The organism is Paucibacter aquatile, assembly GCF_002885975.1.
GTDB classification, from domain to species: domain Bacteria; phylum Pseudomonadota; class Gammaproteobacteria; order Burkholderiales; family Burkholderiaceae_C; genus Paucibacter_A; species Paucibacter_A aquatilis.
Map to the genome: position 1 here is coordinate 1,805,947 of NZ_POSP01000003.1, position 25,139 is coordinate 1,831,085.

The window sequence follows — 25,139 nt, forward strand, 5'->3', positions numbered from 1 at the left end:
ACCACAGACCAAGCGGCCAGGCCGCACAGGGCCCTGCGCTTTCGGTTGGCTCGAAACTGAATCCATGCCACGCAGGAAAGGCCACCACCAATTCACGCGTTATGTCACGCCAGCTACATCCGCGGGCAGGCGGAGGCACGAGCCGGAAACGGCACCACCCCATACCGGCATCAACTGGCCATGGTCAGCGCAGCGTCCGCACGCACCGGCCGGTGCTCGCTGCCCCGGCCGCGCGTGATGTGCAACAAGCGGCTGGGACTGCTCACCCGCGCCGTGTGCCAGACACCCCGGGGCACGAGCACGGCAGCTCGCCCTTCCAAGGAGAGGGTCTGCAGGCCATCGGGCAGTTCCAGCAGCAGCTGAACGGAACCGGTGAGCAGGTAGACGTACTCATCGCCCTCAGGGTGGCGCTCCCAATTGGGCCAGTCCTCGCTGCACTCGAACTCAGTGACCAACCAGCCGAGGTCGAACGCCTCCATCTGTGCGGCAGGCAAGCTCCAGAAGGCATCGCCACCGGGCAACTCGATGGCATGGCCGTCTTCGGCCAGGTGGACATAGCGCTGTTGCGGGTCGAAGGGCATGGTGCAGGCTCCAGAGCAAGCAGGGGTGGCACATTGTGGCAAGGCAGACGGCGCGGCTGCCACGCAACATTGCCCTGCTCGGCAATCCGGCCGCCCAGTCGCGTAAGGAGGCGCGCATCCAGGGTGACAAAGCCAGTGCGGTCTAGCTCGAAACCTCGGCCAAGCGCGGCTGACCAGACGGCAGCGACCAGGGCCTCTTGGAACTCAAGCTAGCTGACACTGTCCAGACAGCCTGAAGCCCGGCCGGGCTGAGCGCAGCGATGGCCCACAACACCATCACATGAGCGCGGCAACCAGCACGGCGGGGCTCGCAAGCGCACACCCCGCTTTGGTGGGATAGACACCCCGCGAGTTTTCGCTCAATGCTGTCCCGTTGCCAGAAGCCACGCTCGCAAGCAAGCCGAGCCAGCGCCGCCGCGGCAGCAGTCACCAAGATACGGACCCACCATGCCACTCTGCCCTGCTCCGCTGCGTCGCGCCCACAGGCACTGAGCATCCGTCCACGCGCATGAGCGATCGTCGCCGCATCCTCCTGGCCCTGGCCGGCAGCAGCCTGCTCACGGTGCCGCCTCTGCGGGCCCAGGCCTTACCGGGCACTGGCACGGGCAAGGGTGTGAGCTTTCCCGTGGCCGACCCGCGCGAGGACCCGCGACGCGTCTACCCCTTGCAGCTGTTGCAGCTGGTGCTGGAGCAGTCAGGCCGCGAGCCGCGCGTCGAGGAGCGCTACCACTACACCCAGCTACGCGCCATGGCCGAGCTGCGCCAGGGCCGCCTGGATGTCACCATGGTCACGCGCCGCGACCTGCCGGCCAGCGAAGGCTTGGTCGTGCCCATTCCGCTGCGGCGCGGCCTGCTGGGCCTGCGCCTGCTGCTCTGTCGCGCCGAGCGCGCACAGACTCTGTCCCAGCTGCGCGACCTGTCCGAGCTCAAGGCCCTGGGCCTGGGTTATGGCGTCGACTGGACCGATCGCCCCGTGTTCGAGCGCCTGGGCTTCAAGGTCGTCAGCGCCTCCAACTACGCCGGCTTGTTCGGCATGCTGCAGGCGCGGCGCAGCGATTACCTCTCGCGCGGCCTGAACGAAATTTGGGAAGAGCTGGCCAATGGCAAGCTGGTGGGCGCTGGCCTCGCGGTGGTGCCGGGCCTGGGCCTGCGCTACCCGCTGGACGACTATTTCGTCGTGCGCCCGGACGAGCCCGAGCTGGCCGAAGCCCTGCACCTGGGCCTGCAGAATGCCCTGCGCAACGGCAGCTACCAGCGCCTGTTCGATGAGCATTTCAGCCAGGCCCTGCGCCGCGCCGCCCTGCACGAACGCCGCCTGCTGCGCGTGGACGGCTACCCCGAGGACGAACTGGTGGAGCTGGCCCAGCAACAGCTGCTGGCTCCCCTGAGCGGCAAGCTCAAGAAGACCTGAGGGCGCGGCGGCCGCGGCGCCCCTTGCTGCGCGCCCGGCCGGGCGCGGCCGCAATCCAGACCTTGGCCCGAGGCTCAGGCCGCCACGATATTGAGCGGCCCGTTGCCGAACTTCTCCGGCACATGGCCGAAGGCGAACAGCCGGAAATCGTTGTGGGCGAAGTTGCCGAGGTACTTGCCCTGATCGGCAATGACCACGCCGACATCGTCGTTGCGCTCGAACGCCGTGGTGCTGAGGCTGAGCTCGTAGGCCAGCAGATCCAGGCTCAGGGCGCTGGCGATATTGGCATCGCCCACCAGGCTGCGGTAGCACCCATCCAGCACACCGCCGTTCTTGATCAAGCTGTCGATGCGCTGAACCCATTCGTCCGCCAGGCGCACGCCACGCAAGCGGTTGTTGCGCAGGCGCAGCCGGCCGTTGCCATGGGCCAGGCTGACCCGTCCGGCCTTCAGGGCCTGGCTCAGGCCCTGGAACAGGGCTTGCGGGAACTCGGGCAGGCTGGCGTCGCCGTACAAGGCCAGCTGGCCGTGGAACAGGTTGTCGGCCAACAAGGTGTCTGCGCGCGCATCGGCCAGGGTCAGGGCCGAGCCACCCTGGCTCAGCAGCACGCCGACACGCCAGCGCTCCAGCGTGGCCAACAGCTGCTGAGCCGGCACCTGCTCATCCTGCAGCTCTCGCTGGAACTGCTGCAGCGCCTCGCGCTCCTCGGGGGCCAGCGCCAAGGCGCCCGTGTCGGCCATGCGCAGGTAGTTGGCGATCTGGGCTCCCAGGCTCTTGCGCTGGGCTGCGCTGAGCTGGGCATAGGCCTCGGCCACCCGCAGATCGAGCGGCTCGAACACCCGCCCTTCCTTGACCTCGAAGCTGGACTGCAAGGGCTTGAAGTCGGGCAGCAGCTCAAACACCTGCTTCAGACGCGCCGGCAGGCCCTCGCCCGTGTAGGCCTTGATGCGGCAGGAGCTGATCTCCAGCGCGCTGGCGCCGGCAATCTGCAGCAGGCTCAATCCCTTGGGGGTGAAGCCGCTTAAGCCCAGACGGCTCAGGCGCACCTGGCTGCAGCCTTCGATGCGCAACGAAGCCCAGCTCTCGCTCCACACCAGCTCGAACTGGTCCAGCTCCACCGAGGCGAAGTTGAAGAGATTGAACTCCTGCTCCTGCACGAACAGGCGACTGGCCTGCCCGGCGCCATGCACATGCAGGCGCGTGCCGCTGGGCGCTTGCACATCGATGCTGTCCTTGAAGTGGTGATCACCGGGCAGCAGGCAGAGCACGAGGTCACGCTGCTTCTCATTGATGAGCCGCTCGATGGCCTCGTCGAGCGTGGCGAAATCACCGCCCTCGCCCACCGTCTTGCTGCAGCCACCGCCATGGCCGCGCTTGCACAAGGCATCGATCGCGTCCTGCACCGTGTGGACCTGAGCCGCCTGGGCCTCGGCGCAGTTGCTGGGGTCATAAGCGACCTGGGCGGCGGTGAGCAGGCTGGCGTTGAAATGGATGCGATTGAACTTGCCCGCTGCCGGCGCACCGGCCTCCAGCAGCTCGGCGCTGCAGGTCTGCGACAGCACCGTGGGCGAGAGCGACCAGCTCACACTGGCCAGACCGTCCGGCCCCGTGTCCACCTCGGCCACCAGGCCACCGCCCGGAAGCTGACCGTGGCTGGCGGTGAAACGCACTCGCGCCCCGGCCACCGGAAACTGGCCGTTGAACACCGCCACCTCCAGCGGCCGCGGCAAGGGCACGGGCGCCGGCGCGATCGGGTTGGGCGCGATCTGCTGGCCATCACCGCCGACGTAGACGAGGTTGCGCAGCTCGCTCAAGCTGGGAAAGAGCTGGCGGCAGTCATGCAGCCTCGTCCATTGATTGCCCTGGTAGCGCAGCACGGCCAGGCGCGCAAAAGCGCGCAGCACGCCCAGCGGCGCGAGGAAGCGGGGCTTGTCGGCGCTGTCCAGTGGCCACTCGATGTTGGCCGTGGCGGTGCGGGCCGGGATCTGCCAGAAATCGCCGATGCGGTAGCGGCCGGGCGCGAACTTGAGCTCCACCCCGTCTTCCAGCTCGACCCAGCCGGTGTTGGTGTTGGGCGCGGCGGGGTTGATTTGGCCCCAGCCTTCCCAGCGCCGCACGCGCGGGTTGACACTGAACAAGCCCTTGTCCAGCGGCCCGGTCTTGCTGCTCAAATCCACCGTCACGACATTGCCGGCCGTCTTGAGCACCTGCACCAGGGTGCCGGGCTGGCCGGTCTGCTCGTGCAGCTCGCTGTAGAACTCGATCCAGCTGCCGGCCTGGATGGCGAGCACGGCGTCGCGCCCCAGGCTGGCCACTTCGAACTCATTGGCCGTGGGCTCGCCCAGCCAGCGCGTCACGCGGCTGACGATGCTGCCGTTGTCACGCGACCATTTGAAACGCGGCTTGCCCGAAATACTGCCGTCGTCATGGATCTCGACGCGGTAGAGCTGGTTCTCCAGGCGCCGGTAGCCGGCCTCGGGGGTCAGCAGGCAGGGGTCTTTGGGCGGCACCGTGGGTTCGGCGCGCGCGGCCATGCGGCCATCGGGCGCCTGGCTGAAGCTGGCCCAGGGCTCGACGCTCAGGCAGTTCAACGAGGTGCTGACATCGCCGGCGCGTAGCAGCTTGACCTGCCAGACCAGCTGGTCGCGCGTGCTGGTGTCCGGCAGGCCCAGAGCCACCTCACGGATGTGCGGCGCCTCCAGCGGCGTGATGTGGCGCAGCCAGGCCTCGACATAGCCGATGTAGACGCCCTCGCTTGGCGCCACGGCGGCACCGGCTGCGTTGTAGACGCGGATCTGGCTCAGCGGCGCGGCCTGGGCCGGCGGCAGGGCCAGCAAGCTCTGGCCCGCCGGCTGTGTAGGCAGCACCGGCGAGATGGCGCTGGCCAGGCCGGGCTGGGTGATCAGCGTCTGGCCGGTGGCCGCCTCGCAGAGCAGGCCCTGCACATAGCAACGGCCGGCGCTGATGCTGATGTTCTCGCCGGCACCGGTGAGCAAAAAGCCGGCCGCATCAATGGGCACGGCCGCGCCTGCGCCCAGGCTGTCCACGGTCTCGGTTTCGATGCGGCGGTTCAGGATGTCCTGCTGCTCATTCCACTCGGCATCCAGCTGCACCCGCCCCTGCTGCATGCGCACCGCGCGGTAATGCTGGTCGGGCCGGTCGGTCGATCGGGTCAGGTCGGCTTTCATGGTGGTGTCCCGTGATGGTTCGCTTCAGATCAATTGACAAAAATCAGCCCGGCTTCGAGGCCGAAACGCAGGTATTCATCGAGGGCCTGGCGCAGATTGGCCTCGCGCTGCGGTTCTTGGAGCAGGTTCCAGACGCCCATCTCGCCACCGTCCTCGGCGCCGCGGCGGATCTCTGGCGCACAGCTCAGGCGCAGCTGGGCATAGGCCGCATGGCCGTGGCGCAGCGAGCTGAAACTGGGCGTGATGCGCAGCAGCTCGCCCTTTTTTTGTGCCGGCGACAAGCCCTGCAGCGCCAGCTCGGGCTGGCAGCGGTAGCGCCGCGGTGTGAGGGCATCGATGGGCAGGTAGCAAAAGCGCACACAGCCCTGCTGGCGCCGCTCGATCTCGACCGCGCCGTTGAACAGGCTGTTGCCCGCCTCCAGCTGGCCGGCGCTGCAGGCGCCGAGCACGGTGCAGCGGTCGATCTCGAGCGCGGTGTCGGGCAGGACCAGGGCTTGCGGGTCGATCGGCGCCGGCTGCGCGGCCACATCGGCATCGATGATGGAGGCACTCAGGCTCACGCCGCCGAGGGCCTTGGCCGCTTGAATCGGCCCGCAGATGCTGTGGCTCAGGCGGATCTGCAACTCCGGCCCATTGCCGCTGTGGCGGATGCCGCCGCGGCTGGGCCGCAGGCTGCAGTGGCGCACATCGAGCGCGCGCAAACCACCTTGCAGCTGCAGCTCGCCATCGATCCACAGGCCGGAGAAGCCAAAGCGTGTGCTGCTGTTGCCGCGCAGCTTCCAGCTGCCCACCAGCACCGGGCGGCGCTGGTTCACCGCCTCGATCAGCAGCTCGCTGTCGGGCAGGTTGAGGTTGGGCATGAGCGCCTCGGTGGCATCGCTGTCGATGCGGATCAGGGTGCGCTGGCCAGCCTGCACTTGGGCCAGGGCGGCGGCCAGGCTCGGTTGATCCATGGGCACACGGATCAGACGCGCACCCTCGGCCGAGAACAGACCTTGCCTGGCCTCGTCCTCGGCGCGGGCCGGGCGACGGTCGTAGGGGCCACCGCCGATGTCACCGGGGAAGCCGTAGGCATAGGCCACCTCGACCCGAGCAACCGCCTGACCCGCCGGCAGAGCGATGCGGCCCAGCACCGGGTCAAAGCCCACGCAGCCGGCCGGCGGGCGACGCCACTGCGGCGGCGCCAGGCCCGGGATCGTGCCCAGATGGCAGACGCGCAAGGCCGTCTCGGCCACCTCCACCCCATCGAGCCACACACGCAGCACCGGCCCGCCCGATTCCTGCGAGAAGTAGCGCCGTTGCGGTTCGCGGCCCTGGGCCAGGTCGGCCTGGATGGCGCTCAGCTCCTCATGCAGGGCACGGCGGGAGAGCGGCTCCGGCACATGGATGGGCTGGGCCAGATCGCTGATCTGCGCCTCGGTGCGCGGGCGGTTGAAGAGCCAGGATTCGCCGGCCGGCGCCGCTTCGCCGACATCGCGGCCCAGCGGATCGAAGCTGAAAAAGCCCGCCACGCTGCCCACCGCCGCCGTGCCCCGCTGCACGGCATAGGCCTGCAGGCGCCAGATGTGCAGGCCGATGTGCGGGATGTTGTAGCGACCGGCCGGCAGGGCCCGCACTTCGGCCGTGTGGGCGCTGGTGTCGAAGGCGCCGTCCACACGCTCCAGGGCCAGGGCCTGGCGCAGATCGGGCGTGCGGACATTGAAGGCCCTCACATGGTTGAGATGCTGGGTCCAGCCCAGTTGCTGGAAATACTCGACCGCATGGGCGCGCCAGCCAGTGGTGTCCTGGGCCAGTTGCTCCAGCACCGGCAGCGTGCCTTTGCGCCGCCGCAGGGCCAGGGTGTTGGCCACGTGGGCGCGCTGGCCAAAAGCCTGGGTGCCCGTCACCGAGTACAGGCCGCGCACACCGAGCAAGTCACCGATGTAGGGGATCAGCCAGTCCTCGCAGGTCTCGATGAACCAGTTGTCGTAGAGCTGGGAAATGTCCTCATCGAGCAGCTGCCCCTGGCTGGCCAGCACCTCCAGCAGGGCACGCAGCGGGCCACCCTGCTCGGAATCGCGGGTTTGGTAAAAGGCCGGCAGCCGGCTGAACAGAAAGTCGACATCCAGGGTCTTGCTGGGGCTTGTCATGAGCTCAACTCCGTCAGGCGCACATCGGCCAGATCGATCAGCAGCAGCTGGGCCGGCAGGATCTGCGTGCCCTGCCAGCGGGCGCCGCGCGCACGCAGCCGGCCATCGGGCCCGGCCACCGAGGTTCCGGGCTGGGCACGCAGGCGGTCGAGGTCCACCCGTTCGACGCCGGGCACGCGCTGCATCACGCTCAGGACCTCGCTGCCGGCCAGCGACTGGCCATAGCCGCGCGCCTGGAAGCCAAAGGCCTCGGCCAGAGCCTGACGCAGGGCCGGGAACACCGTCTCGGCGGCATAGGCCGGCTGCAGACGCACCCCCGCGCTGAGGCCAAAACGCAGCAGCTCGCCGGTGGCCACGCGCAGCGGCTGGTGGGCCGGCCGCACCTGGTCGATGGCGGCCAGCAGATGGGCGTAGAGGGCCGAGCTGGGGGCAATGTCGGCGCCGTCCAGGCCGACCACGGTCAGGTGCACCAGACGCTGCTCGCCATCCCAGAGCCAGACCGCCTGGGCCTTGCCAATGCCGGCGAAGGCCGCGGCGAAGTCCTCGAAATCACGCAGGGACACGATGCGGTCCAGGGCCAGCACGGTCAGCGGCGCATTGCGGCGCGCATCCTCCAGGCGCTCGGGGTCGGCGCCGCCCGCGGCCGGAACCGGGTTGCTGACCTCCTTCACACCCAGCGGCCGCTCCAGCAGCAGGCTGATCTGCCCGGCCGGCAGATTGCCCTCGCTGCCAATGCCCACGCGGTAGCGGGCCTGCACATTCATGCTGCCGCTGGGCAGGCGCCGGCCATGGTGGCCATCGCCGAAGATCACGCTGACCGTGCCGTCATCGGCGCGGCGCAGCAGGTAGCGGCTGTCCCGCGGGCCCATCTCGCTGATGCGGGCGGCCTCCTGCCAGCGCACGCCGTCCACGCGCAGCTCCAGCGTCGATTCGGTGCCCGAGGGTGTGGCGGCGGAGATGTAGGTCAGAGGCTTTTGCTGCAAGTTGAAGCGCTGGAAAGCGGCGCTGCCGCGGCCGCTGCCCAGCACCTCGGCCTGCACCTTCATCTGCCGGCTGTCGCCATGGCTGGCGGCCACCACATTGGCATTGATACGCAGGGTCAAAGGCAGGTAGTCATGCACCAGATCGCTGGCCAGCAGCAGGCGGCTGCGGCCCTCGATCAAGTCCTGGCGCAGCAGCTGCACCACCTCGCTGACACGCTCCAGATGGCCGAGCAGGCGATCGCCATTGCTGAAGCTGAACACAGCGCTGCGCTCGTCGCGCGCCAGCTCGACCGCGGCCAGGTGCTCGCCGGTGCGCAGCCGGCGGCGCAGCACGCGGTTCTCTTCGCGCTCGGCCAGCACATGGCCGCTGAAGGCCAGCCAGCGCCCGGCCTCCAGCTCGGGCTCCGTGCCGGCCAGGCTCAGCTCATGGCCGCTGATGAAGCCCGAGCGCGGCCGCTGCGCCCAGGTCAGCTCCACCGATTCGCCCCAGACCGAGGTTTCGCGCAGCGCGTTGTTGAACTTGTCGTACAGCTGCTCGCCCATCAGCTTCAGGCGTGTGCTCTTGCCGGCCAGGCCGAAGGCGGCACGCGCATCCTCCTGCACCGCCTCGACCTCGTAGACCTCTTCATAGCCTGGCCGCGACAGCACGACCCAGCTGCCGCGCGTAATGCGCGGATAGCTGGCATCCAGATGAATGACCGTCTCCTGATCCCCCGAGACGCCGGTGATCCTGAAGGCCGGCCACTCGGGCTGCGTCTGGATGTTGACCTTGGAGTCGTCCGGGTCGTCAAGGCCCAGAAAGGCCGCACGCAGGCTGCGCGGCATGGCCCGCCAATCGGCCGCCGCATGGCCGAACAAGGCCGCCTTGCTGCGCAAGGCATAACAGCGAGGCTGCACGCGTGCCGGATGGACCGTGGGCGAGTGGTTGCCCAGCGGCCGGTCCAGGGTGACCACGGTGTAGCCGCCCTGCGGATCGACACCGGGGTTCTCGGGCGCCACCAGCTGCACGCGGGCGACGCGGCGGAAGTCCCAGTTCTCGTTGTCGGGCTGCAGGCGGCGCTCCTCACCGATGATGAGCAAGGCATCGCCCGGCGCCAGGCGTGTGGACTGGCCGGCCAGGTACAAGGTGGTGCCGCCCCAGTGCGGCGGCACGGCCTCCATGCTCAGCACCGGCATGGCATTCCAGGCCGCGCGGGCCTGCAGCGGCGCCAGGGTCTCGAAGACCTGGGGCTTCTCGTCCTGGGCCGGGATGCTTTGGGTCTTGCTGCCGGCCGCTATGCGCGCCTGCAGCGGCGCGCCGGGCGAGGTTTCCAGGTTGAAGGCCAAATAGGTGGAGGCCGCCACGCCGGGGCGCAGCTCGTAGCCGATGGCACGGGCCAGCTCCAGCACCGAGCGGCGCTCGGTGGCGGTGCGCAGAAAACCTTCGTTGAGCAGGCGCTCCTGGTAGAAGCTCAGCACATCGAGCACGCCGGCCCAGGCCTCCAGCAAGGCCAGGGCCGGGTCGCTGCGCTCGCGCGTGCTCAGGGCTTGAAGGGCCGGCGCCTGGGACAGCAGGGCCAGCTGGCTTTCCATGAAACGCGCCTGGCTGCCGACCCGGGCTGAGAGGCTGCGCTGACCCGGCGGGTTGATGGCATCCACAGGCGTCAGCACCGACACGCCGGCACAGCAGCCGCATTGCGCATCCGCGCCGCTGAAGTTCGAGGGTGACGATGGGGCGCTCACAAACCACCTCGCATGCTCAGCCGCAGCCGGCCGTTCTCAGGGAAATTGGGGTCGTTGTCCAGGCGCAGCACTTCCAGACTGGCCGCGAGGATCACGCCCGCTGCCCGCTCGCCCTGGGCCGTGCGGCCCCAGCGCTGGAAGCGCAGCACCTCGACCGAGGCCACCCCCACCAGGGACTGCGCCGCCTCGACCAGGGCCGAGAGCGCCAGGCTGCCGCCGAAGCTGAAGTGATCGGGGTGGAAGAAAGCCGGCTGGCCCTGGGCATCGAGGCCATTGGAGAGGCGCGCCAGCAGGCTTTGCTCCACCGCCGCGGCCATGAAGCCGGGCAGCACGCAGACCGCCAGCTCGATGTCCAGCGGCACATAGGCCGGCTCCTGCAGTTCCAGGTCGTAGCCGGCCAGGCGGTAGCGGTCGAGATGGGCCAGCATCTCGGCGCGAAAGGCGGCATCGAGAGGCAGTCCGCCGCGCCGGTCGATGCTGACGAAGACCGTGTACCAGCTGCCGGTCCAGCGCAGGCGGGCGGCCGCGCGCTGCACCTGCGGGTGGCGCTCGGCCATGCGGGCGTAATCGTCTTCAGTGACGGCGCGCTCCTGGCTGCGGAAGGACTCGGGCGCAAACAGGCGCACGGTGTCGGCGCTCTCGGGATCGCAGCCCCCCTGGGCTGAGAGGGGGTTGCGCACGCGCAGCACAAAGGGCCGGATCAGGGGCTCGTCGCAGACCAGCCGGACGATGCTGTCCGGCCCGACATTGCCGGCCGCGCCGCCGCCCTGGCGGTAGCTGGCCAGCAGGCGCGCGCCGGGCTCGGGCCGGCGGCCAAACTGGTTGTCGCCGAAGCGCAGGCTGGCGCGGCCATCGGCCTCGGTTTCCAGCACGAACTCCTGCGCAAAGCGGTCGCTGGCCAGCAGATCCCGGCGCGGCGTCCAGCGGCTGGCGCCAAGCAGGATCTGGTCGCCAAACTGGGCCGGGTCATCCTGCTCCAGATGCATATCGGCCGGCACCGCCCGGCGCGGATCCTGGCGCAGGGCGCGCGCGGCCGACCCGGCCTGGGCCTGATCGTGGCTGTAGGGCTCGGCAAAGGCAATGCCGGGCTCTTGCAGCCGCGGCCGATAGGGGCGCGCCGCACGGCCGGGGCGATCGGCCGGCACTTCGGGCGGCAGCAGGCTCTCGGCTCGCCGGCTCAGGCCCTGGTCGGCCAGCACCACATTGCCGCGCATCACTGAGATGGCGCGCCGCACCAGACTGCCGCCTTCCTCGAACTCGGCGCTGACGCACAGCGGGAAGGGCAAGGCATCGTCCTCATGCCAGCGCAGCAGCCGCAGATCGGTGCCGGTCAGCTCATCGCGGGCTGGCTCGACGGCCAGCAGGCGCAGGGCGTGGCGGTGGCTGCGCTCGCGGTCGGCCTCGCGGCCCGTCGTGGCGCTGCGGATCTCCTCGGCAATCAGCACCTGGCCCGGCAGCAAGGCCAGCACCGGGCTGTTGACCACGGCCGCGCTGGTGGCGCCGCGCGGCAGGCAGTACCGCAGCTCGCCCCAGTCGTGCAGGGCGATACGGTTGTGGGCCGAATGCAGGCTCAGGGCATGCAGGGTTTCGAACACCAGGCTGCCGTCCTCGGGCAGGCGGGCCAGCTCGTCACTGCGCAGCACCGGAGCATCCGGGTCGCCGCCACGGGTCAGCAGCATGCTGCGCGCGGGCAGGCTGCGACCATCGGCCTGGGGCGCCACCTCCACGCAGACAAAGGCCCGGCTGTTGCAGCCCTCGTGCACCGCGTAGTCCAGCAGGCGGGCATGGCGGCGCAGCGAAACACGCCGGCGCGCCGTGCCCAGATAGGCCTCGGTGGCCACGGCGTCCTGGCGGTAGCTGAGCAGGTCGCCGACATGGGCCAGCATCTCGACCAGGGCGGTGGAGAAATCGGCCGGATGGGCGTCCTGCCCGCCGGGAATCAGCTGGCCCATGCGGTCCAGCATCAGGCGGCGGAAGCTGGCGTAGTCCTTGGCCAGGTAATCGAGCAAGGGCTCGGGCAGGCTGGCGGGTGGACAGTGGTGGGCGCTCTCGCAATCGAAATCCGAGGGGCATTGCGCCTTGAAGCTGAAGCGGATGCTGGCCAGCACCGGGTCGATGCCGGCGGGCGCAAACTCGGGCGCGGCCGGGTCGATCAGCTGCAGCTCGTACCAGGAGAAATCCCCGGCCTGGTCCACCGTCAGGGTCAGCACCTTGCCGCTGGCCTGGGCCGTCAGCACGCGGACGCCCTGGATGCGCACGCCGCCGACGATGCGGCAATGCGCGACGCTCAGACCGCTGACCGGGAACACGAAGACGAGCTTGAGCGTGCGCTGGTCCTTGCTGGCCACCTCGAGGTAGTCGATGCCGTTGAGGGCGGGCGGCAGCGTCTGCTCGCGCAGCAGCTGCAGACGGCGCGGGTTCTCGCTGCGGGCCTGGCGGCGCTGGCTGCTGGCGCCGCTCATGGCAAGGCCCTCGAAAAGTTGGCGAGCTGGCGCTCGCGATCACGGCGCACGATGTACTGCACGCTGACCTGCAAGCGCTCGTCCACATGCTCGATCTGCACACCCTCGACCTCGATCAGCTCGCCCAGCCACTGCTGCAGCGAGCCTTGCACGGTGGACTGCAGGGCGGCGGCCAGGGCATCGCTGTTGGGCGCGAACACCAGCTGCAAGAGGCCGCAGCCGAAATCGGGCCGGTTGACGCGCTCGCCCGGCTGGGTGAAGAGCACCTGCTCGATCATCTGGCGGATGCGCGCATCGGCCTCGCGCTCGGCGCTGCGGCCTCGGCTGTCGATGCGGTAGGGGAACTCGAGGGTCATCGCTGCCATTCCTCACTCAGAGTGCCGACGCGCGCAGCTGCGTCATGGCGATGATCAAGGGCGTGCCGGTGGGCGCACAGACGGAGCTGCTGGACTGCAGCACCAGCGGCTGGCCGCCGGCCAGCACCCGCGTGCTGCCGGTCAGCCATTGGCCGGTGACGCAGGGGCCATTGCCGGCGGTTGGTGGCGGCATGGAGCAGCCGGCAACTAGATAGGGCGCAGCGATGGTGACCACCGGCTGGCCCGAGACCAGCACGCGCGGAAAAGGCACGCTGGGATTGGCCTGGCCGCCGTGCGAGCACAGCACCGTGGCGCCGACATGAACGATGAAGCCTGGCATGGCGGTCGAAGCTCCTGTTGCGCTCAGATCACCGTCAAGGCGCCGGCGTTGATGTTGACGCTGGGGCCGTTGAGCATGATGGTGGCGCCCTGGCCGTTGCTGATGGTGATGCCCAGCTCGTTGATCGAGATCAGGGCGCCCGCGGTGGTCTTGAGCAGGATGCCGCCGGCCGGGCCGGGCAGGTCGGAAATCATCAAGGCGTTCTGGTTACCGGTCTGCAGCACGATGCTGGGCGAGACCGGCAGGCCGGCCAAGGCCAGGGCCGGCACATCGGCCGCACTGCCCCAGAAGCCGCCGACCCAGACCGGATGGTCCGGGTCGCCCTGCTCGAACTCCACCCAGACGCCCGCGCCGATCTGCGGCAGGCAGAACAAGCCGGCCTGCTTGCCGGTGAAGGGCACGCAGGCCATGGCCCAGCTGGACAGGCCCAGGCCCATGACATCGGGCACCTGCACCTGCAGGCGCCCCATCTGCATGGGGTCGATGTTGTTGAGCACCACACCGCGGTACTTGCCGTAGTACTTGCCTTCGCTGCTCATGGGGGCACCATCGGAAGGGTTGAGATGAGACCGTTGCGGGTCAGAGTGAAGTTCTGCTTGAACTCGCCGGGTTTGAAGCTGCTGGTGACCGACTTGACGTAGTACATGCCGTCGAAGGCCACGCCAGCGCCGCGCACGCCGACCAGCTCGCGCGCGCGCAGCACCGTGCCATAGCGCAGCACATCGACGGAGCCCGTGGCCTGCACCACATCGGCCGAGCCGGCCGCCGCCGCCATGCCCTTGGACAGCGCGGCCATGGGCGAAAGCTTGGCCGTGTCGCTCATCAGGTTGATGGACTTGGGCAAGGACTGCAGCAGGCCCAGCGGCGGATTGAGCAGGCTGACATCGGGAATCGGCAGCGGGATCGGGAACTTGGTCAGCGAGTTCTGGATGAAGACCACGGGCATGGCCTTCTTGGCATGGTCGATGCTGAAGTTCAGCGACTCGACATTGCTGTGCGCATCCATGCCCAGATTGAGCGCAGGCTGGGGCAGGCCGATCTTGATCTCCGGGCCCCAGTAGGCGGTGTTCATGCCGGGCGCCGGGCCGGGCACGATGTAGAAGACATGGCCGGCGTCCTTGGCCAGCTTTTCCAGATAGGACAGATCGGTGCCCTGGTGGGTGGGGATCTTCTCCACCGGCACCGGCACATCGTTGAAGACCTGGGGGATGACCAGGGGCACCATGCCGAACATGGCGTACTTGGCCACGATCAGGGCCACGCGAGCCTCGGCCGGCATGGCGGGGTAAGGCAGGCCGTTGAACTGCTGCTGGTCCATGGCCACCGACAGGTCTTCGCCGGTGATGGTCAGGGTGCTAACGCCGGGCTCGTTGGAGCCGCTGATCTCCTGCTTGGTGATCAGCCCGTCCATCAGCACGCGCGGCAGGCTGTTGATGGTCAGCACGATCAGCACGCGCAGCCAGGGCACCTGGCCGCCGGCCAGCACCAGCAAGGTGTGCAGAGGGGAACGGTTCTCGATGGCAAAGCTGATCTGGAAGCCGCTGCGCGAGCCGGCCGCCGAGGTCACCTGGAAGCTCTGCAAGGCCTCCATCACCGGCTGCGGCACGGGCACCGGCACGGCCGGCCCGACCAGCAGGGTGACATGCATGCCTTTAAGCACCGCCCGCCCCTCCCCAGCCACCCGAGCCGCCACCCATGCCCTCGGGCAGGGTCAGGCGGATGCGGCGGCCGATCTCTTCCAGATCGCGCGCATCAAGATCACCGTTGGCATCGGGCAGGCGCCAGAACTGCTCGGGGTCGCCGAGCACGGCCGCGGCCATGCGGTCGATGTGGTCGCCCTCCACCACCCGGTACTCCTGAAAGCCGACAAAGCGCGCCGGGTCGGGCACGAAGCGGCGCCGCAGATAGACCACGGTGCGGCCGTCGGCCTCGCTCCACTCGGCGGTTTCGATGCCGTGGTAGCGGCTGTTGGGCGGGTAGCGCTGGTCGGTGCTCATGGTGTGCTTCTCGGTGGGGGCGCAGGTCTCAGAACAAGGCGTTCAGGCCCAGGCTGGCCAGCGAGGCGCTGGAGGCCTTGCGGGCCAGGCGCTCGCGACCCTGGTGGTAGACCATGTAGAGGTGGCCGGCCTTGCTGCCAAAACCCAGGTCGTTGATATTGAGCACCCGCATGCCCAGCGAAACGCGCGCACGGATGGGGTTGAGCTGGGCGTCGAAGGCCTCCTCGACGATGGAGAAATCGGTGATGCGCACCGGCACTACCCGCTCCTTGCTCCACACAAACAGGGGCAGCGGCGCCTCCACCGGCGCAATCTCCAGTGTGCCGACGCTGGCCAGGGCGTTGTTGCGGATCAAGGTGCCGCTGTCGGGGTAGACCATCACCTCGAGCGCGGCCAGTTGGGCATGAAGACCCACCTCGACCACGGCGGCATGCTGGTCGGGCGCTGCGAGCTGGTCGGTGGCGTCGATGTCGGCGTCGAGCTTGAGGGTCTCGATCGGCGGGCCCTTGAGCCGCAGCGGCTGGCTCAGCGCCGTGCTGCTGCCGGCGCCCTGGGGCGTCAGCGAGCGGGTCAGCAGATCGGGGTTGTACTGCAGGGCGATCACGCGCTGCACCGCACCGCTGGACGGGTCGATCAAGATGATGCCGCCCTTGAGCAGCTTGGGCGAGCGGGTCAGGCCGGTCACTTTTCCTTCTCCTCGCTGCTGGCGGCACCGAACAGATTGCCGAGCATTTTTTGCGTGTCGAGCTTGAACTCGGCGGGCTCGGGCTGGATGTCCGAGAGCTTGGGCATGCGGAAGCCCTCGACGCTGTCATAGTGCAGCGGCATGCGCACACCCAGGCTCAGGCCGGTGTCGAACTTGGCCTCCTTGAGCGTCCAGACCTTTTCGGTGCTGACCTTGAAGACCGAGACGCCAGCCTCGGCAAACACCTTGGCCTTGAGCGCCGCACCGAGCTCGATGCTGCCGCCGATGTAGGCGCTGGCATCGACGCTGAAACGGTCCTTGGCGTAGGCGATCTCGCCGCCCAACTCGGCCTTGCCCTTGAGCCCCGCACGCGCCTCCACGCTGAGCCCGCCGCCGACCTTGCCGATGAAGGCATCGAGCACCACATTGGCGCCCACCGTCCCGGTGATGCCGCCGCCGGCCGGGATGCTGGCCTTGGCCTTCATGCTGAAGGCGAAGTCAGGGTCGGGCTCGAAGGGGCTGAACTTGACCGTGGCCTTGATGCCGGTGAGCACACCCGGGCCGACGTAGTAGTAATAGCCCAGGCCGCCGTAGAGCTCGACCTTGAGGCCGATGGGGCCGATGGACGCGCCGGGGATGGGGATGCTGCCCGAGGCGCTGAACAGGCTCTTGGGCGTCTCGTCCTTCGGAAAGCGCGGGAACAGGGTGATGTCGGGAAAGCTCAGCTCGCCATCGAAAGTGATCTTCTGCTTCTCGTCGATGGTGATGGCGGCCGAGGCCACCATGTCTTTCTTGATCTCGTAGCTGAGCTTGCCGCTGCCGGTGAGGGTCTGGTTGGGGTGGAGCTTGACGTCGATGGAACCCTTGGCCCGGCCCTTGTCGATCTTGATATTGCCGTCGCCGTAGACCTTTTCCTTGCCGCCCTGGTTCTCGTAGGTCGCGCTGACCGTGCCGTCCAGGCCGGAGAAGGCAATGCCGGTGCTGCCGGTGGCACGGAAGAGATCGCCATCGACCGAGAGCTTGGCATCGATGGGCTTCAGATACTTGCTCTTGGTTTCGATGCGTCCGCGGCCCGAGTAGCTGAAGCGGTTGTTGGCGTACTTGACCTCGAGCGACGCCGGGTTCTTGCCAGGCAGCTCCAGATCGACCCGGCCGTTGGCATCGAGCTTGCCGTTCTTCAGGCTGACATCGACCGCACCCCCGGTGACAAAAGGCAGCTTGAGCTTGCTGGCCTCGACCTTGGCGCCGCCGCTCCACTGCCCTGCCTGGTAGAGCACCGTGCCCTTGGCCTCGTCGACACCGGGGATGTAGACGAAGAGATCGCCCTTGAGCACCAGGCCCTGATCGTCGGCGCTGGCCGTCAGCTTCACATCGGCCACCTTCTTGGCCCCGCCGATCTCGAAAGCCAGGGTGCCCACCGGCTTGAAGGCCGGCGCCAGCTCCATCATCACGCTGGCCTCGGTGACCTTCATCCCCGGGAAGGGCGGCTTGATCTTCTTGGGATCGAGCGCCTTGCCCATGCGGAAGCCTTGGGGGTCCAGCACCACATCGAGCGTGGGCAGCAGGGGCAGCGAGGGCTTGATGGTGCCTGCGGCCGTCACGCCCGAGGCGTCCATGCTCAGGGTGGTGAAGGTGATGGGGCTGAGCTTGGCGAACTCGGCCTTGATGGGCGCCGGCAGCTTGCCTGAAAGAGGCTTGACCACACCATCCGGGCCGATGGCCAGGGTCACGACCGTGCTCTTGGTGCCGGGCTTGGCACCAATGGCGGCATCGTCCAGCGTGGCCTTGAGCTTGTCGTGACCCTTGCCCTTGGGATCGCGCTCGTAGCTGATGATCGTCAGACCCTTGACGCTGCTGGCGATGGCGGCATTGACCCCGGTCAGCGGAATGGACTTGCTCTTGTCCGCCGGCAGCTTGAGCGTGAAGGGCTTGCCCAGCACACTCACTTCGACATCGACCGAAGGCTTGTCGGTGGCGGCCGTGACGGCCGGATCGACAAAGCGTTGAGAGAGCTGGCAGCAGATGCCACAGGTCGGCGAGCCCTGCATCAGCACACCGCCAAAGGTCAACGACACCCGCTTGGGCCGCTTGCCGCCAAGCGCGTCCTTGGCATCGGCAAAAGCCTGCTCGGCCAGCTGGCGCAGCTGCTGCTGGATCAGGCCGCCGCTGGAGGCGTTGTCCACCTTGTCGATGACTTGCAGATTGCTGCCGGCGTTCGTGCCACCGACCTGCAGCTCCTGCATATGGTCGAGTTCGCAGCTGGGGCCGATGGGCGGCTTGGGGAACTGTTTTTCACCCCCGACCTCGGCCCAGCGCGCATGGGCTTTCTTGTCGAGCTTGTGGCCCACGGTTTCCAGCCAGGAGCGTTGCAGCTTCTCGGTTGGATCACGGGCCTCGTTCTTGCCGGCCTTGTTCTGCGTCGGCACCGGGCCGCCCGACCAGTCGAACACCGCGTGCAAGGCACTGGTGTTCTTCTTGCAATAGTCCAGGGCCTTCTGGCCTTTCTGCGGCGGCAGGACCAGGGTGTCCACCTTGTAGGCCGCCTCGGTCTTGTCCACGGTACCGGTGGCCTGCTCGGGCACCGCCGTTCCCGTCAGCGAGAACTTGCGGTTGTAGGTGGTGGTTTCGTAATTGGCCTCGAAGCTGGGCGGCTTGGCCTTGCCCGTGTCTTCATCCTTGGCCTCTGCGGGCTTGGCGGCCGGCGTGGCGCTGGGCTTGCGCGACAGGCGCGGGCCGCTGCGGCTCAGGCCTTGGCCCAGGTTCAAACCCTCCGTCAGCCCGCCGCGCATCACCCGGTCGGCCGTCTGGTCGGCCTCCATTTCCAGGCGGCGGTAGTCGGGGCCGTGATCGGCCAGATTGCTGATGCCGCTGCGCTGCAGGCCCTGCTGCTGCACCGTGTGGGCCAGTTCATGGGCCAGCAGGTGGCGGCCCGGCTCGCTGTGCGGCTGGTAGGCGCCATCGCCGAACACGATGTGCTGGCCGACGGTGTAGGCCTGGGCATCGACATCACGGGCCGAAGCGGCCGCCGCGCTGTCGTCGTGCACGCGCACGGCCGAGAAATCGCTGCCGGGGCCGAAGCGCGATTCCATGAAGCTGCGCGTGTCGGCATCGAGCGGCCGGCCGGCACGCGACAAGGTGTCGCTGACCGAGCCGGGCCAGGCGGCCTCGTTCTGGCTGGAGGCAGGGCTGCCGCTGCTGCTGTAACGCTGCAACAAGGCCTTGGCCGCGCAGCTCTCGCATTCGCCGCCGGCACCGGCGCCGCTGCCGCAGGCGCAGCGGCGTTGCAGCAAGGGGCGAACCGCCGGCTCTTTGCCAGGCGGGCGCCTCTCGCCGCGCGGCGCCTGCTCGCGCTCCGCAACCTTGGGGCTGGCGGCGTGGACGGCACTGCTGCTCATCGCGGCAGCCCCTGGATCAAGGCGCGGGCCAGGCGCTGGCCGGTGCGCTCAGGCGACTCGGCGGCCGAGCGGCGAAAACGCGGGATGCGCAGCAGATCGGCCTCCATGCTGGGCTGCAGGGCCAGCTGCGAAGCCTGCTGAGCCAGCAGGCGCCCGAGCTCCTGCTCGAAGGCTCCGGCCAGCCGCGCGCCTTCTCGCGCCGTGTAGCCCGGCAAGGCGAGGCTGCCGATATGCAGCTGCACCCGAGGAGCCGGCGCGGCGCTGCTCCGCGGCACAGCCTGAACCGAGGTGGCCACTGAGACAGGCTTGTTCACAGCCAATCTCCCACATCGGCGGCGGGCAAGGGCCGCTCCAGCTTGGCGAACTCGGCCGCGGCGGCATCGCGCAGATGGCGCATGGTGATGACCGAGTCTTCGTCGGCGGCCAGAAACGCGGCATTGAGCGCCAGATTGCGGATGTGGCCGCCCGAGAGCGAGAGCCGCATCAGCTTGCCGATGTCGATGGCCCCCAGCGGCGCGGCGGCCGGGAAGGCGCGCTCCCAGATCGCGGCGCGGGCCGCCTCGTCCGGGAAGGGGAACTGGACGATGAAGCGGATGCGGCGCTGGAAGGCCGGGTCGATGGCCTGCTTGAGATTGGTGGTCAGAATGGCCAGGCCGCGGTAGCTCTCCACCCGCTGCAAGAGGTAGCTGACCTCGATATTGGCGTAGCGGTCGTGGCTGTCCTTGACCTCGCTGCGCTTGCCGAACAAGGCATCGGCCTCGTCGAACAAGAGGATGGCGCCGCTGGCTTCGGCGGCGGCAAAGACGCGGGCCAGGTTCTTCTCGGTCTCGCCGATGTACTTGCTGACCAGGCTGGCCAGATCGATGCGGTAGAGATCGAGCTGAAGCTCGCGCGCCAGCACCTCGGCGGCCAGGGTCTTGCCCGTGCCGCTGCCGCCGCTGAACAGAGCGCTCAGGCCCAGGCCGCGGCTGCTGCGCTCGGCAAAGCCCCAGCTCTGGTAGACCCGGTGGCGCTGGCGCAGCTGGGCGGCCATGCTGCGCAGGCTGTGCAGGGCCGGCTCGGGCAGGACCAGATCGGCCCATTGCGCGCGCGCCTCGATGCGCTGGGCCAGGTCGTCCAGCCCGGCGCCCCCCGAACCCGCAGTCATGCCCGGCGCCGTGCGCGTGGAGGGCCGCAGCAGCTCACCTGCGGCCTCGCGCGCCGCCTCGCGTGCGGCCTGCCACAAGCGGCTGGCCCGGGCACGCTCGTCCTCCCCCGCATGATCGTCCAGCGCAGCGCGCCATTGCCCGGCCAGCTGCAGAACCTGGGTCTGGGACAGCTGGAACTGCTCGGCCAGGGCCGGCATCTGGCGCTGCAGCTCGGTGCTCACATCCCTCTGGCCCAGACTGTCCCGCCACAAGGCCAGGCGGCGTTCCGCGCTCAGCTCGGTGGAAGGCAGCAAGCGCTGCGCCCGGCGCAGCGGCAGGCGACCCGCCTCGCCGCGGCTGCTGAGCAGCAGCAGACTGGGCAGGCCGTCGAGCCAGACGGCCAACTGCCCCCCGGACGCTCCGCCCTCCTCCATGGCATCCAGATCCACCCAGAGCAGGCCGCGGTGCAAAAGCGCCTCGCGGGCCCAGAGCCGGGTCATGGCCTCGCGCTCGGCCGATGGGGGCAGCTCTTGCAGGCGGTAGAGGCTCAGGCCCAGGCGCTGCGCCAAAGTGTGGACCAGCACCTCGGCCTCACGGCCGGCGTAGTGGGCCACCGGGGTCTGGAGCAGTGAAGGTGCCGCCTCCCAGGCGGCGGCCAGTGCGGCCAGGCCGGCATCCTGCTGCGCCCCCAGCTCCGCCTCCGACTCCATACCACGCCGCGCCGCTTGGCGCTGCAACCAAGGCGCCAGGCGCGGGTCGGCATAGCGGACCCCGGCGAGGGCGTGCAGCACGGTCTCGTCCACCGCCCAGCGTGCGTCGAGCGGGCCCAGTCCGCCGACCAACTCGATCAGCTGCCAGCGGCGCAGCGGCGCCACCGGCGTCAGGGCTTCCCAACGCGACTCGGCCAGCAAGGCCAGGGCCAGGCGGCCGTTCAGCCAGGGTTGCCCGCCCTCGCCCTGCGCTTGCGCCAGCAGCGGGCCGATGCGGGCATCGAGCTGCGGCGCCACGGCGAGCAACAAAGCATCGCGCTCAAACGGACTCAGGCCCAGGCTGTGCGCCAGTTGCCCCAGGGCCGGCGGCACCTGCTCGCCCGACAGCAAAGGCATGGGCTGGCCCGGCGCCTGCTGCAGATGCTGCTCGATGCGCGCCAGGGCTTGCGTGAGCACGCGGGCATTGCGCGCCTGCTCGCGGTGGCTGCTGCTGCCCTTGCCGATCGGCGAGCTCGATGGGGCCGAGGCGGTGTTCACAGCAGCAACTCCGGGCCGGCAAAGCGGCCATCGGCCGCCACCGTCAGCGGGCTGACGCCGGCATCGACCTGCAGGCGCGCGAGATAGCGGCCGGGCAGCACATGCTGGAACGGAATGCGCAGCACGCCATTGCTGGGGGCCGGCGCAATCACCCCATTGCCCTCGGGCGCATCAAAGCTGTAGGCTCGGGCCGGCCGGTCGGCGGGCGGGTCTTTCTCGTTGAGCAGCAGGCGCACCCGCTGGCGCGCGCCGACCGGAGGCGTCACCGTGGCCCTGATGCGGCCCTTGGCATAGGCCTGGCCGTCGATCACGTCCTGACCCGCACCGGGCTCCAGCGCAAACAGCGCTTGCGGATGCAACACCAGGGCGCCGAGATTGGACTCCACCACCCCATGCGGCTGCGGTGGCGAACCCATCAGATGGGCATGGCAGACCTGCACGCTGCACAGGCCCGCGCGCAAGTCCAGGGCGGGGCTGAGCTGCAGGCGGATCTCTTCGTCGCTGACCGAGAGCAGGCTAGCCGGCGGCAGCGACACGCCGTTGAGCTTGAGCGTCAGCTGTGGCGACTTCAGCAATGCGCCGCTGATGCGCACGATGCTGTTGGGCAGGATGGGCGTGCCCGCCGGCCCTTCGGCTTCCACCCGGTCGATGCGGGGGCTGCGCAGGGTCAGCACATGCACCTGGCGGCTGCTCACAGGCAGCGGTGTGCGCACACTGCGCGGCGTCTGCGTCAGCAAGACGCTGACCGAATAGGCTGCACTGGGCCGCGCTGGCAGCTGGATGGCCCCCCAGAGCCGCGAGACCTCGTCCATGCCCAGGTTCATGGCCGTGATGCGCAGCTGCTCCAGCTGGTCGGCCAGGCCCGCCAGCTCCAGCTGCTTGGGAAGATTGGGTTTATTGGCTTCCGGCTTGAGCGCACGGCGAATGGCCTCACGCCCCAGGGCCGGCGTGTCGTGCAAGACCTGCATGGCGGCGCCAAGCAGGATCTCGGCATGGAAATCCTGCAGGCCGTAGGCCACCAGCAGGTAGTGCAGGTCCAGGGCCAGGGCCGGATTGGCGCTGCGCTCGCCGCGCCCATCGCGGCTGGGCAGGTCGAGATTGGCCCAACCGGTGTTGCGGGTCTGGTTGTAGAGCACGATGTTCAGCGAAGGCAGGTCCGCCTGGGCCTGGGCTTTCTCGGGCGGCAAGCAGGTCACCGCCGGGCTGGCGCCCAGCACATCGGCCAGCTTGAGCGCGACAAAGCCATCGCTGATCAGTTGCTGCAAGACCGCCGAGGTGGCGGCCAATCCCAGGGCCGAGCTCATGAGCGCCGCCGTTCTGCCAGATAGGACTCCAGCGACTGCGGCGCACGCGCCTGCGCCTGCGCGGGGTTCGGCTGCGGAGCGGCCGCAGGCGCCGGGGCCCCGATCGGCTGCACTTCGATGCGGCCGATGTGGATCTCGATCTGCGGTGCCAGAGCTTCATGCCGCATGGAGTGCGCCGAAGCGGCGCTCTCGCGCCGTTCAGGCAGCGTATGCAGGGAAGCTTCGCGCGGGGCCTGCACGGCATCCAGCGGCTGAAGCTTCAAGGATGCCAGCGATGGCAGCGCTGGACCGCGCGCCGCCGAGCTGTCGTCCGCAGTGGCTGCCGGCTCCAGGCGATCCAGCGCGGCCATGCGTGATGGACGCGATGGCGTCACAGCTGTCGAGCGGCCCCGCTGTGAATCGGCCGGTTGCAGCGCGGCCTCAGATTCCAGCCCGCGATCGCGCGCAGGACGGCGTTCAGCCGGGCTCCGGCTGGCATCGGCCCAGCCACTCTCCTGGGGCCGCGACGGGGCCGTCACGTGATGCCAAGGCTGCTGCACACGAGCCTCCGCAGGAGACGACTGCGCGGTTGCGGCGCGCGGCGCCGGGTCACGCTCGCTCGTCGCCGGGGCGGAGCGCGCCGATGAACCGGCGTCTGACAAGGCCTGCATCACAGGGCCGTGCGGCTGAGGCGCAGCATCTGCGCGGGGGCTGGTCCAGGGCTGCGGGGACGGGCCGCGCGCCGGCACGCCGAGGCCATCGCCCTCACCCGGCTCGGCCCACGCAGCAGGATCCGCCCCCCATCGCGCAGGTCCGTTCGGCGCTGGAGCGTCCTCAAAACGCGAGGCACGGCGCGGCTGCAAGCCGGGCGCTTGCACGGCCTTGCGGGCCAGCGCGGCGAAGAAGTCCGAGGCCATGCCCTGGGTCTTCATGCCAGCACCCGTTCCAGATAGCGCGCCCGGCGGCCGGGGCTCAGGGCCAGCACCTGGGCCTCGCTCCAACCATAGGCCCGGGCCAGCAGATGCACCTGATCGAGGCAGCGCTCGGACCAGCTCGCCAGGGCGCTGAGCAAATGGCTTGCAATGTCAAAGCCCTCGCTCCAGCCATGCTCGCAAGCCGGGCATTGCAGGGCCAGCTCGGTGTGGGCCTGCGGGTCGGCGTCGCTGAGCGCCGCGCTCAGCCGCTGCACTGCCTCCTCGCTCAGAGCCAGCGGCGCGGCGGCCTCGGCCTGGTCTTGCTCGCTCAGCTGCAGGCAGCGCGCCATCAGCAAGGCGCGGGCCTGGCCCTCGTCTGCCTGCTGCGCCGCGTCCCAGAGGTCGCGACTATCTGGCAGGCGGCAGCGCAACAGGCGTCCGTCGAGTTCCAGCGTCAGGGCTTCTGCGCTGCCCGAGGTTTGCTCCGGCACCATCAGCTCGGGCACTTGCAAGGCCAGCTCCAAGCTCTCACCACAACGCGGGCATATGGCCAGCAGCTCCAGCTGTGGGCCGAACAAGGCCTGTTGCAGCTCCAGGAGCTGGCGGTCGCGCTGGCCCAGGGGCAGGCTCGCGGCCCAGCCGGGCTCGGCCTGCCAGACGCGGTCCAGCAAGGCACAGGCGCGCAGCGGCGGCGGCAGGCCGTGGCTGCTGTCGAGCAGGTCCAGCCAGTCGGCGGAGCTCAGGGAAGCCATGATTCAAAGACCCTCGGTGCGATCAGGCGCGAAGGTTCAGCTCGGCTCGGTGAAGCTGACTTCGTTGGGCTCGGCCACTTCGTAATCACGCTCCCAGCCCTCGTTCTCGAGCTTGAGGCGGGCGATGGCCACGGCATTGGCATTGGCGTCCAGGTCCGGCAGGGCCTGGAACTCGCTGACCCAGGCACGGAAGACCTTGTAGGCCAGCACCAGCTGCCCGGTCTCGTTGTAGAGCTCGATGATCAGGTCCTTGCGGAAGTCCTTGAGCGAGACCTCGGCGCCCAGGCCGGAACCATAGTTCCAGACCTTGTTGGCCCATTTCTCGAACTCGGTGTCGTGCGTGACGCCACGCTCCAGGGTGATGGCATCGAACTCGGTACGGCCGGGTGATTTGCGGCTGCTGCTCTGGTCGCCGCCCTCGCGGTGCTTGACCACTTCGGTGCTGCGCTTGAGCGCCGAGACCTTGCTGATGCCGGCGACATAACGTCCATCCCACTTGACGCGGAACTTGAAGTTCTTGTAGGGATCGAAACGCTGGGCATTGACGGTGAACTGGGCCATGACGCG

19 protein-coding genes are annotated in these 25,139 nt (G+C 69.1%); 1 reads left to right on the top strand and 18 read right to left on the bottom strand.

The genetic code is table 11. The features are described 5' to 3' along the window. Nucleotides 1-170: 170 nt before the first annotated feature. The gene (locus C1O66_RS11010) at nucleotides 171-581 is read right to left on the bottom strand and encodes a cupin domain-containing protein (RefSeq protein ID WP_102767918.1); all 411 of its coding nucleotides are present in this window, start codon (nucleotides 579-581) and stop codon (nucleotides 171-173) included. Between the two features lie 508 nt (nucleotides 582-1,089). On the opposite strand from C1O66_RS11010, the gene C1O66_RS11015 reads away from it, so the two are divergent. Next, nucleotides 1,090-1,992, top strand: coding sequence for a type 2 periplasmic-binding domain-containing protein (locus C1O66_RS11015; protein ID WP_102767919.1), 903 nt, complete (start codon nucleotides 1,090-1,092; stop codon nucleotides 1,990-1,992). Between the two features lie 74 nt (nucleotides 1,993-2,066). Here the strand turns inward: C1O66_RS11015 and C1O66_RS11020 are convergent, their stop codons facing one another. The 17 genes from C1O66_RS11020 to C1O66_RS11100 form a co-directional block, all read right to left on the bottom strand. Then, a complete protein-coding gene (locus C1O66_RS11020) occupies nucleotides 2,067-5,180 on the bottom strand; it encodes a DUF6519 domain-containing protein (protein WP_102767920.1) in 3,114 nt (1,037 codons plus the stop codon). A 29-nt stretch (nucleotides 5,181-5,209) separates the two neighbouring features. Then, nucleotides 5,210-7,309 (bottom strand): phage tail protein, encoded by a 2,100-nt coding sequence (locus C1O66_RS11025; protein WP_102767921.1) that lies wholly within the window; start codon nucleotides 7,307-7,309, stop codon nucleotides 5,210-5,212. Beyond that, the gene (locus C1O66_RS11030) at nucleotides 7,306-10,014 is read right to left on the bottom strand and encodes a putative baseplate assembly protein (RefSeq protein WP_102767922.1); all 2,709 of its coding nucleotides are present in this window, start codon (nucleotides 10,012-10,014) and stop codon (nucleotides 7,306-7,308) included. Before C1O66_RS11030 ends, C1O66_RS11025 begins: the two co-directional genes overlap by 4 nt. Continuing rightward, nucleotides 10,011-12,476, bottom strand: coding sequence for a putative baseplate assembly protein (locus C1O66_RS11035; protein ID WP_102767923.1), 2,466 nt, complete (start codon nucleotides 12,474-12,476; stop codon nucleotides 10,011-10,013). The genes C1O66_RS11030 and C1O66_RS11035 overlap by 4 nt, the downstream gene beginning before the upstream one ends. Further along, nucleotides 12,473-12,832: a GPW/gp25 family protein gene (locus C1O66_RS11040; protein ID WP_102769599.1), complete on the bottom strand. Its 360-nt coding sequence runs from the start codon at nucleotides 12,830-12,832 to the stop codon at nucleotides 12,473-12,475. The genes C1O66_RS11035 and C1O66_RS11040 overlap by 4 nt, the downstream gene beginning before the upstream one ends. A gap of 16 nt (nucleotides 12,833-12,848) precedes the next feature. Continuing rightward, complete coding sequence (locus tag C1O66_RS11045; RefSeq protein WP_102767924.1) at nucleotides 12,849-13,172, bottom strand: PAAR-like protein; 324 nt, start codon at nucleotides 13,170-13,172, stop codon at nucleotides 12,849-12,851. A 23-nt stretch (nucleotides 13,173-13,195) separates the two neighbouring features. Further along, nucleotides 13,196-13,711 (bottom strand): phage baseplate assembly protein V, encoded by a 516-nt coding sequence (locus tag C1O66_RS11050; RefSeq protein ID WP_102767925.1) that lies wholly within the window; start codon nucleotides 13,709-13,711, stop codon nucleotides 13,196-13,198. Beyond that, nucleotides 13,708-14,820 carry a hypothetical protein gene (locus C1O66_RS11055; RefSeq protein ID WP_207795934.1) on the bottom strand — a complete coding sequence of 371 codons (1,113 nt, stop codon included), beginning with the start codon at nucleotides 14,818-14,820 and terminating at the stop codon, nucleotides 13,708-13,710. Before C1O66_RS11055 ends, C1O66_RS11050 begins: the two co-directional genes overlap by 4 nt. A gap of 4 nt (nucleotides 14,821-14,824) precedes the next feature. Next, nucleotides 14,825-15,169 carry a hypothetical protein gene (locus C1O66_RS11060; protein WP_102767927.1) on the bottom strand — a complete coding sequence of 115 codons (345 nt, stop codon included), beginning with the start codon at nucleotides 15,167-15,169 and terminating at the stop codon, nucleotides 14,825-14,827. 28 nt (nucleotides 15,170-15,197) lie between these two features. Further along, on the bottom strand, nucleotides 15,198-15,854 hold the full coding sequence (locus C1O66_RS11065) for a hypothetical protein (protein WP_102767928.1): 657 nt from the start codon (nucleotides 15,852-15,854) through the stop codon (nucleotides 15,198-15,200). Continuing rightward, nucleotides 15,851-19,249, bottom strand: a complete 3,399-nt coding sequence (locus C1O66_RS11070; RefSeq protein ID WP_102767929.1) for an eCIS core domain-containing protein — start codon at nucleotides 19,247-19,249, stop codon at nucleotides 15,851-15,853. Before C1O66_RS11070 ends, C1O66_RS11065 begins: the two co-directional genes overlap by 4 nt. Beyond that, entirely contained in the window at nucleotides 19,246-19,563 is a 318-nt protein-coding gene (locus C1O66_RS11075; RefSeq protein WP_207795935.1) for a hypothetical protein, read from the bottom strand. Before C1O66_RS11075 ends, C1O66_RS11070 begins: the two co-directional genes overlap by 4 nt. Next, nucleotides 19,560-21,623 (bottom strand): ATP-binding protein, encoded by a 2,064-nt coding sequence (locus tag C1O66_RS11080; RefSeq protein WP_207795936.1) that lies wholly within the window; start codon nucleotides 21,621-21,623, stop codon nucleotides 19,560-19,562. Before C1O66_RS11080 ends, C1O66_RS11075 begins: the two co-directional genes overlap by 4 nt. After that, nucleotides 21,620-22,927, bottom strand: a complete 1,308-nt coding sequence (locus C1O66_RS11085; protein ID WP_102767930.1) for a DUF4255 domain-containing protein — start codon at nucleotides 22,925-22,927, stop codon at nucleotides 21,620-21,622. Before C1O66_RS11085 ends, C1O66_RS11080 begins: the two co-directional genes overlap by 4 nt. Beyond that, nucleotides 22,924-23,277: a hypothetical protein gene (locus tag C1O66_RS23680; RefSeq protein ID WP_133155174.1), complete on the bottom strand. Its 354-nt coding sequence runs from the start codon at nucleotides 23,275-23,277 to the stop codon at nucleotides 22,924-22,926. The genes C1O66_RS11085 and C1O66_RS23680 overlap by 4 nt, the downstream gene beginning before the upstream one ends. A 557-nt stretch (nucleotides 23,278-23,834) precedes the next feature. Continuing rightward, nucleotides 23,835-24,572 carry a hypothetical protein gene (locus C1O66_RS11095; protein WP_102767932.1) on the bottom strand — a complete coding sequence of 246 codons (738 nt, stop codon included), beginning with the start codon at nucleotides 24,570-24,572 and terminating at the stop codon, nucleotides 23,835-23,837. A gap of 36 nt (nucleotides 24,573-24,608) precedes the next feature. After that, on the bottom strand, nucleotides 24,609-25,133 hold the full coding sequence (locus C1O66_RS11100) for a phage tail protein (RefSeq protein ID WP_102767933.1): 525 nt from the start codon (nucleotides 25,131-25,133) through the stop codon (nucleotides 24,609-24,611). Nucleotides 25,134-25,139 lie beyond the last annotated feature (6 nt).

What these genes read in the sequence shown, in the direction of transcription:
- C1O66_RS11010 (WP_102767918.1), bottom strand. Translation starts at nt 581, where the DNA reads ATGCCCTTCGACCCGCAACAGCGCTATGTCCACCTGGCCGAAGACGGC.
- C1O66_RS11015 (WP_102767919.1), top strand. Translation starts at nt 1,090, where the DNA reads ATGAGCGATCGTCGCCGCATCCTCCTGGCCCTGGCCGGCAGCAGCCTG.
- C1O66_RS11020 (WP_102767920.1), bottom strand. Translation starts at nt 5,180, where the DNA reads ATGAAAGCCGACCTGACCCGATCGACCGACCGGCCCGACCAGCATTAC.
- C1O66_RS11025 (WP_102767921.1), bottom strand. Translation starts at nt 7,309, where the DNA reads ATGACAAGCCCCAGCAAGACCCTGGATGTCGACTTTCTGTTCAGCCGG.
- C1O66_RS11035 (WP_102767923.1), bottom strand. Translation starts at nt 12,476, where the DNA reads ATGAGCGGCGCCAGCAGCCAGCGCCGCCAGGCCCGCAGCGAGAACCCG.
- C1O66_RS11040 (WP_102769599.1), bottom strand. Translation starts at nt 12,832, where the DNA reads ATGACCCTCGAGTTCCCCTACCGCATCGACAGCCGAGGCCGCAGCGCC.
- C1O66_RS11045 (WP_102767924.1), bottom strand. Translation starts at nt 13,172, where the DNA reads ATGCCAGGCTTCATCGTTCATGTCGGCGCCACGGTGCTGTGCTCGCAC.
- C1O66_RS11050 (WP_102767925.1), bottom strand. Translation starts at nt 13,711, where the DNA reads ATGAGCAGCGAAGGCAAGTACTACGGCAAGTACCGCGGTGTGGTGCTC.
- C1O66_RS11055 (WP_207795934.1), bottom strand. Translation starts at nt 14,820, where the DNA reads ATGCATGTCACCCTGCTGGTCGGGCCGGCCGTGCCGGTGCCCGTGCCG.
- C1O66_RS11060 (WP_102767927.1), bottom strand. Translation starts at nt 15,169, where the DNA reads ATGAGCACCGACCAGCGCTACCCGCCCAACAGCCGCTACCACGGCATC.
- C1O66_RS11070 (WP_102767929.1), bottom strand. Translation starts at nt 19,249, where the DNA reads ATGAGCAGCAGTGCCGTCCACGCCGCCAGCCCCAAGGTTGCGGAGCGC.
- C1O66_RS11085 (WP_102767930.1), bottom strand. Translation starts at nt 22,927, where the DNA reads ATGAGCTCGGCCCTGGGATTGGCCGCCACCTCGGCGGTCTTGCAGCAA.
- C1O66_RS23680 (WP_133155174.1), bottom strand. Translation starts at nt 23,277, where the DNA reads ATGGCCGCGCTGGATCGCCTGGAGCCGGCAGCCACTGCGGACGACAGC.
- C1O66_RS11095 (WP_102767932.1), bottom strand. Translation starts at nt 24,572, where the DNA reads ATGGCTTCCCTGAGCTCCGCCGACTGGCTGGACCTGCTCGACAGCAGC.
- C1O66_RS11100 (WP_102767933.1), bottom strand. Translation starts at nt 25,133, where the DNA reads ATGGCCCAGTTCACCGTCAATGCCCAGCGTTTCGATCCCTACAAGAAC.